Origin of the sequence: Mycobacterium sp., from assembly GCF_050701675.1 — a bacterium.
Classification (GTDB): domain Bacteria; phylum Actinomycetota; class Actinomycetes; order Mycobacteriales; family Mycobacteriaceae; genus Mycobacterium.
In genome coordinates, this window is record NZ_JBOGDD010001282.1 from 1 (window position 1) to 6,772 (window position 6,772).

Sequence of the window (6,772 nt, forward strand, 5' to 3'; positions counted from 1 at the left end):
GCTCGACACGGTTGCTCCCGACGTCGTCCAGCGGCAGCGTCGAGGAGATCCAGGCGTGCGCGTCATCGGACATCGCGACGCCTGCCAGGACCCTGTCGACGCCGAAACGCCAAGTGTTGTGCACGAAGTCGACACCGTAGGGCTGGCGGTGCTCCTGGTCGAAACCCCAGCGGACATTCGCTTGGCGAACCCAGCGGGTGACGTCCTCCAGGTTGTCGTCGGTGAAGCCGAAACGCGCGCGCACCGGGGCGGTCTGTGCGAGGTTGAGCACCTCGCTGGCGGTCACCCGGCTACCGGCCAGGGCGAGCAGCTGCGACGCCACGCCCAGCAGCGGATTGGTCTGGACGAGTGAACGATCCGCGAGCCGCATCCGCAACCGGTGGGCCGGGTGCGCGCCGCGCAGCACGTCGCCGAGGCCGAAGTCGGCGTTGATCAGGGGCGCGTAGGCCTCCACGTCGGGGCACATCACCAGGATGTCGCGCGGCTCCAACGTCGGGTCGTCGGTGAGCAGGCCGAGCAGCACCTCGCGCAGCACGTCGACCTGTCGGGCCGGCCCATGGCACGCGTGCACCTGTACCGAACGGTCGCCCTCGGCAAGGGTCCGGCCCTGTGGCCGAACGGCATTCGCGGCGATGTCGGACTGCAGCCAACCGAGCAGGGTGTCGGGGTGTTGGCGACCACCGAGGTACTCGTCGGTGGGCAGATTCGTCGGCAGGATGATCTGCAGCTCGCGGAGATCCCTGCCGAGGGTGGCGAGCAGCGGATGGTGAACGGCCCGGTGGCTGGTGTCGGCGCGGCGGGCGATGGGCCCGCGCACGTCCCTCAGCGCGCGCCACAGCTGGTCGCTGGGGTGCGGCAGCCACAGGTGCACGTCGTGGTGGGTGGACAGCGCCTCGATCAGTTCGATCTCCGTGATCGGCAACCGGGTGTGGCCGAACAGCGAAAGGCGCGGCGGCAAGTCGATCGGCGACTCCCGAAGGCGGGCAACGGTCTGCTGGTGGCGGACGTGGGGCGGATCGGCGGCTACGCGATCGACGAGTGCCTGCCAGAGCGGAGGTTGCCAGTCGAGATCGCCGTCGAGGTCGGCGTTGCCGTCGCGCCAGTCGGCGAGCAACTGCGGCCGCTGCCTGGCGTACGAGGCGAACAGGCCGGCGATCCGCCGGGCCACTGCGTAACGCCTGCCCTGGCGCAGCTCCTTCTCGTCGCCCGCCGCGAAGTGGCCGAGGTGGGTGGCCAGCGTCTTGCACCACGGTTGGTCGAGGCTCTCGTCGATCACCTCGAGCAGTGGCCAGACCATGGCGTCCGGTGCCCACGGGTCGTCATCGTTGGTTCCGGTGATCTCGGCGATCAGCGAATGGGGGTTCCTGAACTCGATGCCCGCGCACACCCCGTCCGCCCCAGAGCTGCGGCCAAGGACGTGTGACAGGCGCTGACTGAGCCACCGCTCGGTTCCTCGGGCGGGAACGAGGACCAACTCCGTGGCGAACGGGTCCTCGAGCGGTTGGGAGAGCAGGGCGCCGAGTCCGTCTGCCAACAGATCGGTGCCATCGGCGCGGTGAAGGTGAAGCGGCATCGAAGCCAGCCTAGGCCGCGCGTCCGACACCGGATCGAAGAATGGCGTCGACAACACCCCGCGCGATCCTGCGCCGAGCGCCTAAAGTCAGCAGGCGATGACCGACGAACAGCTCAGAGACCACGTCCTGCAACGAGCCGATGACGACGACGAGCTGAGCGATCAGGCTCGACTGGTCGTCCTCGCCGCCTGGCGGAACCTGCCCGCCGGCGACCCGCTGACCGTCGCGATGAGCCGGCTCGATGCGGAGGTCCAGACGCTCGCTCGGCAGCAGGCCGCGGCCCTGACCGCACCCGACGTCGACGACGTCGAACGGGCCTGTGCCGCACTGCGTTCAGCAGCCGGCGCGCAGGCCGATGCGGAACGCGCCGCGGATGCGCTCTCCGCCGACCGCGTCCAGTTCCTCGAGACCAGCTTGGAGTTCCACGACCGGCACGGCACGCAGCCTTGCCCGGTGTGCGCCAAGGGCACCCTGGACGACGAGTGGGTGGCGCGGGCGCGCGCCGCACTGGCCGCGGAGCAGGAGGCCGCCAGCGCGTTGCGGGTGGCCAGGTCTGGGGCGCATCGAGCCCGCCAAGCACTGACCACACTCGTCCGCGAGGTCGACGCGCCGCCCGCCGAGGACGCCGGGCTGACGGAGATCGTGGCGGCGCGCGTTGCCTACCAGTCGTTTTCGACGCTGCCAGTCGATGACGACACCGCCCTTGTCGATCGCGTCGCACGGGATCTTCCCGAGCTCCGCACGGCATACGACGCGCTTCGGGAGGCGGCCGCGCCCAAACTGGCGATTGCCCACGAAGCGCAGAAGTGGTTGCAGGCGCTCGCGCCGACCCTCGAACGCTGAGTCACACCCGTCACGAGCCTGGGGGCAGGTGTGTAAGTGCCCGACTACGAGCGACTTTCGCCCTTTCGCGGGGACGGTCCTTGCGCAAAGTCGCTACGAGGCGGGCAACCCGACAGGTCCCCCAGGGCGGTCTAGCCGGGTCTAGCTGTTGGCGAACTCGGCAGGCAGCCCGTCGATGCCCGCCTGGATCGCCGCGATGGCATCCTTGCGGGCCTTCAGCTTGCTGGCCCTGTGCGCCTTGACGTTCAACCCGGCCGCGGCGTCGGAAGCAACGTCGCGAGCCCGCGCCAAAACGTTTCCGTCCTCGGCGATCTCGTCGAGCCAGCCGGCAGAGACTGCCTCGGCCCCGGTGAACACGGCCGCCATGGAAACGGCCCGCGAGAACGCGGCACGCGTCAACCGCGCCCGCATGATCTCGATCGCCGAGATCGGCAAGACCATCCCGATCGCGACCTCATTGGCCTGGCAGCGCGAACTCGGCGAACCCACCCGGTGATCGCCGCTGAGCATCAGGAACGAGCCCATCGCGATCGCCGGACCCGTCGCCGCGATGATGACCGGGACCGGGAAGCTCAGCAGCCTGATCGACAGCTCGAAGCCGCCGGACAGCATGCCGAGCGCCGCGGCGGCGTCACCGGAGTTGAAGACGCTGAGGTCGAACCCGGCGCTGAAGACCCGCGAGTTGCCCGCCAGCACGACGGCCTTGACCTCGCCGTCGGCCGCGCCCTTCTCCGCGAGGTCCAGTGCCTGGTTGAGGTTCTGCTGCGTGGCAGGCGAGAGCACGTTCACCTTGCCATCGTCGAGCGTGATCGTGGCGACGGACTCGGTCAGCTCATACGCAACGGTGCTTGTCATCGGCTCTCCCTTGGATGCAGGTGGACGAGCCGATCGTAACTATCCGATGTTCGCGGAATGACGGCCAGCCACCCCGTTTTGGATCCACGGGAAGTCGAGTTCGGTGGTCTGGTCCAACTGCCTGGTCCGCCAACGATCCTGGGTCTCCTCCACCGCCTTGTTCATTCGGTCGATCTCGGCGCGGAACACGTCGGGCTGGGTCTCCTTGGACGCGTAGTGGAAGTACGTCAGCACGCTCCGCAACAGCTCCAGTTTCTGCTTCTCCCGCTTGGCCAGATCGTGAGTGGTCAACAGTTCGATGCGCTGCACCGGCTGAAGGGTTGCCCAGTCAAGGCGGAACTTCGTCTCGAAGGTGTCCCGCTTGTTCCACCTGCTGGTCTTGGTCGTCTTGGTCGTCTTGGCGCTGGGCCGCGGGCGGTGGGAGTACGTCAGTGCGCCGTCGAACCTGGACCGAATCGAGCCGCCGAGTTCCTCACGGCTGATCGCCGAATCCCACACCGTTCGCCATTCCTGCCCCGGAGCCAGGTGCGGGAGTTCGCTGGGAAGGTCGAGTTCGGCTATTTCGGGTTTGCCATCGACCTGAGAGTCCTCGTACGCAGCAACCGTCGGATGGTTGACGAAGTCGAATCGGATGTCATGAGCGGCGGTCTGCCCGAAGTTCCGCACCACCAGCTCGATGACGTGCCAGTCCGTCGGGTGTGGCTCCATGAACATCGTCACCTGAGGGCGTACCTGCTCGGTCTTGAGCTGGCGGTTGTTCTTGATCTGGCGGTTGGCCCAGACGAGTGCGACGAGGCCGAGTGCCAGAGCAACCCATGCCGCGATCGCCAGCCAGCCGCCGGATCCGAGATCTCTCAGTTCGCCCAGCCGATCGTTGATCCAGTCCACCTGCGCCCTCATCTGCTCGATTCGCGTGTGCTCAGGACAGTAGCGCTTCGCTAACGGCCTCGTGAACGCACGTTTCGGCAGTTGCTAGCGGCCCGCTATACGGTACCGCGCGGGGTATGTGGCTGCCAGCGCACCGGCGAAGGCTAGGAGGCGATGGCCGCGAGTTCCGTTGCTGGGGCTGGGTTTGAAGCCGTCGGGGCAACGACGACGAGCCGCTCCCCGCGTGCAATCCAGTCGTCGTCGGCCCAGACGATGCGCGACGGCAGCCGCCGCCAGTACTCCGGATGGGCCTGCAGGTAGGCCCCGACGCTGGCGTGCACACTGGCGTCGACGGGCGGTTTGGGCCATGGCACGCCGTGCACGCTTCCCGCGAGTGCGTCGGCGTAGCCGGGGACGGGCATCGCGGGCAGGGCATCACTGCGCAGGCCTGCCCCCGCCGACAGTGCACCAGCGAGGACCCAGTCGATGGCGATGCCGGTCAACGGGGCGCACGCGCCAGGGCCGCCGGCGATGTCGCAATGCCCGCCGCGGAACCACACCGCATCGACCCCGCCGGATGGCGCAGTCACGATCTGTCGGTGCAGCGGTCCACCGTCGATGGCGAGTGCGTGCCTCGCGGCGACGACGTTGGCGTGCGCCTCAGGGGCCAGCGTGGGCAACCCCGGAGTTCGAACGGCGTCCCACGTGCCGAGGAACGCGACGGGTCCGGCCGTGTCGACGTCATCGTTGAGCTCCTCGATCAACTGCCTGACGCGCCACCAGTCGCACGACGTCCTCGGTGTGCGCGGTAGCGCGTATGCGCTCAGGGCGAAGTCGACGAGGTCGCTCCACGTCGAGGGAAGTACGCCGACGGTGCCGAGCAACCGGCTCAGCGCGTGGGCGTAGTAACCCCCGCGTCCGGCGCCGAACACGAAGATGCGATCGCCCGGCTCCCAATGTCGAGAAACGAAGTCGTAGGCCTCACCGACTGCGGCGCGCGCGCTGTGGAAGGCGTCGCGTTGCCTCCGGCCTGCGGCGTCACGGTGATACCAGGTCACCTGGTCGTCGGATTGGTCGAGCAAACTGAACAACTCCGACGCGCTGCCCACCCCGTCTGCGTCGAAGCACAACACGACGTTCTTCATGATCGACCCCGCCCCCCGACGTGACTCAAACGATCTTCTCTATGAGTCTGGCAACCAAACGCCGCGATGTCTAGCGAATCTGCCATCTTGGGCTGGAAGTAACGACGGATCCTTGGGAGTGTGCGAGTTTTGGCGACGGAATCAGTCGTCGCGTGCGGCTACTGCAAGGGCAATTCGACGCCAGGGCTCGCGGGATCGGCCCGTAACAGGATCGAATCCGGTTCGGTGCCCACCGGCACGTCGTACACGAGCGGAGTCTCCACCTGGCTACCCGGCGCGATGTCGGCGACGGTGCCGCCGAGGAAGGCGGTCGCCGTGTCGTCGAGAGGGAAGGTCTGCCCAGCGGCGCTCAACTGCTGGAAGGTGGCCACGAAGGTGAGCGGCGAGGTACCGGTGTTGGACACGTTGAGATGGACCACGTAGTACATGCCGTCCGCAGCCGTCTCGACGGAGTCGCTGACGGTCGAGGTGATGGTGTCGCCGGTCTCGGTGCTCGCGACCGAGAAGGAGTAGTCGCCGTCGCTGCCCTGGGCGCCGGTGGGCGGCGGCAACGGCGCCTCGGTCTCTGAGGACTCGGTTGCCGTCTCCGACGTCGTGGTCTCGCTGGACGACGTCGCCGACTCCGACGACGTGGCTTGCGACGCGGTCGTCGCCGGTTCGTTCTTGCCAATCACCACGAACGCGATCACCAGAACGATGGCCAACAGGATGGCCGCCGCGCCGGCGATGATTCCGATGACCAGCTTCTTGTTGGGGCCTTCACCGGATGGGCCGCCCGGCTGGCCAGGCGGTGGCACGAACGACGCTGCCTCGTGGGACTGAGTTGGCGGCGCATCCCACGACGGCGGCTCGTAGGAAGGTGATTCGTAGGACGGCGGCTCGTAAGGGGTGGTCGGATGGGTGTCGTACGGCTGGCTCGGCGTTGGGGTGTACGACCCGGCGAGCGGTTCCTGCCCGGGATCGGGGGCGCGGTGGGCCCCCGCGTGTGGCTGCTCGCTCGAGGGGAACACGTCGGCCGGGGGAGTAGGTGGTTGCGGTGCGGGTGACTCGAACGGAGTGGGTGGCGCGACGGCGGGAGTGCGGTGCTCGGTCCAGCCTGCGCCGTCCCAATATCTCAGGCCAGTCGGGTCTTCAGGGTCCGGATACCAATCGGCCGGTGTGGGCATCGCACAGTCCTCCCCCAGGTATGCGCACCGCACGCGCGGCGAACCAAAAATAGCGCAGGCCGTCAGCCAACGCGCTACTTCGGAGCAGGCAAACCTCCTGCGTCAGCCGCCCATCGCCATGCGCCACTGGTCCAGATTGCTCGCCCGGTACACGTAATTGGACCGGCGCACCTCCGACAGCGAGGCGCTGGGCTCGGCCGAGTACCAATGCCCAGGAAACACCGTCGGATCCCCTGGCAACTTTGCGAGCGCCTGCAGGCTGCGGAACATGTCGTCGACGTTGCCGCCGGGGAAGTCGGTGCGCCCGCACCCCTCCAGGAAG

The 6,772-nt window shown here is 67.9% G+C and carries 6 protein-coding genes and 1 pseudogene; 1 reads left to right on the plus strand and 6 read right to left on the minus strand.

Translation table 11 applies throughout. The annotated features are described in order from the left end of the window. Window positions 1-1,573 (minus strand): exodeoxyribonuclease V subunit gamma (locus tag ACRDUX_RS39550; RefSeq protein WP_526422799.1); only part of this gene is annotated, 1,573 nt, incomplete at its 3' end. Between the two features lie 97 nt (window positions 1,574-1,670). Here ACRDUX_RS39550 and ACRDUX_RS39555 point away from each other — a divergent pair. Next, window positions 1,671-2,417, plus strand: coding sequence for a hypothetical protein (locus ACRDUX_RS39555; RefSeq protein ID WP_526422801.1), 747 nt, complete (start codon window positions 1,671-1,673; stop codon window positions 2,415-2,417). A 141-nt stretch (window positions 2,418-2,558) separates the two neighbouring features. On the opposite strand, the gene ACRDUX_RS39560 is transcribed toward ACRDUX_RS39555, so the two are convergent. The 5 genes and pseudogenes from ACRDUX_RS39560 to ACRDUX_RS39580 form a co-directional block, all read right to left on the minus strand. Further along, the gene (locus ACRDUX_RS39560; RefSeq protein ID WP_526422803.1) at window positions 2,559-3,272 is read right to left on the minus strand and encodes a crotonase/enoyl-CoA hydratase family protein; all 714 of its coding nucleotides are present in this window, start codon (window positions 3,270-3,272) and stop codon (window positions 2,559-2,561) included. A gap of 39 nt (window positions 3,273-3,311) precedes the next feature. Further along, window positions 3,312-4,172, minus strand: coding sequence for a DUF8453 domain-containing protein (locus tag ACRDUX_RS39565; RefSeq protein ID WP_526422805.1), 861 nt, complete (start codon window positions 4,170-4,172; stop codon window positions 3,312-3,314). A 131-nt stretch (window positions 4,173-4,303) separates the two neighbouring features. Beyond that, the gene (locus ACRDUX_RS39570; RefSeq protein ID WP_526422807.1) at window positions 4,304-5,284 is read right to left on the minus strand and encodes a phospholipase effector Tle1 domain-containing protein; all 981 of its coding nucleotides are present in this window, start codon (window positions 5,282-5,284) and stop codon (window positions 4,304-4,306) included. A gap of 158 nt (window positions 5,285-5,442) precedes the next feature. Next, window positions 5,443-6,450, minus strand: coding sequence for a DUF4352 domain-containing protein (locus ACRDUX_RS39575; protein ID WP_526422809.1), 1,008 nt, complete (start codon window positions 6,448-6,450; stop codon window positions 5,443-5,445). A gap of 102 nt (window positions 6,451-6,552) precedes the next feature. Continuing rightward, window positions 6,553-6,772, minus strand: a pseudogene (locus tag ACRDUX_RS39580) (MBL fold metallo-hydrolase); the annotation flags it as partial.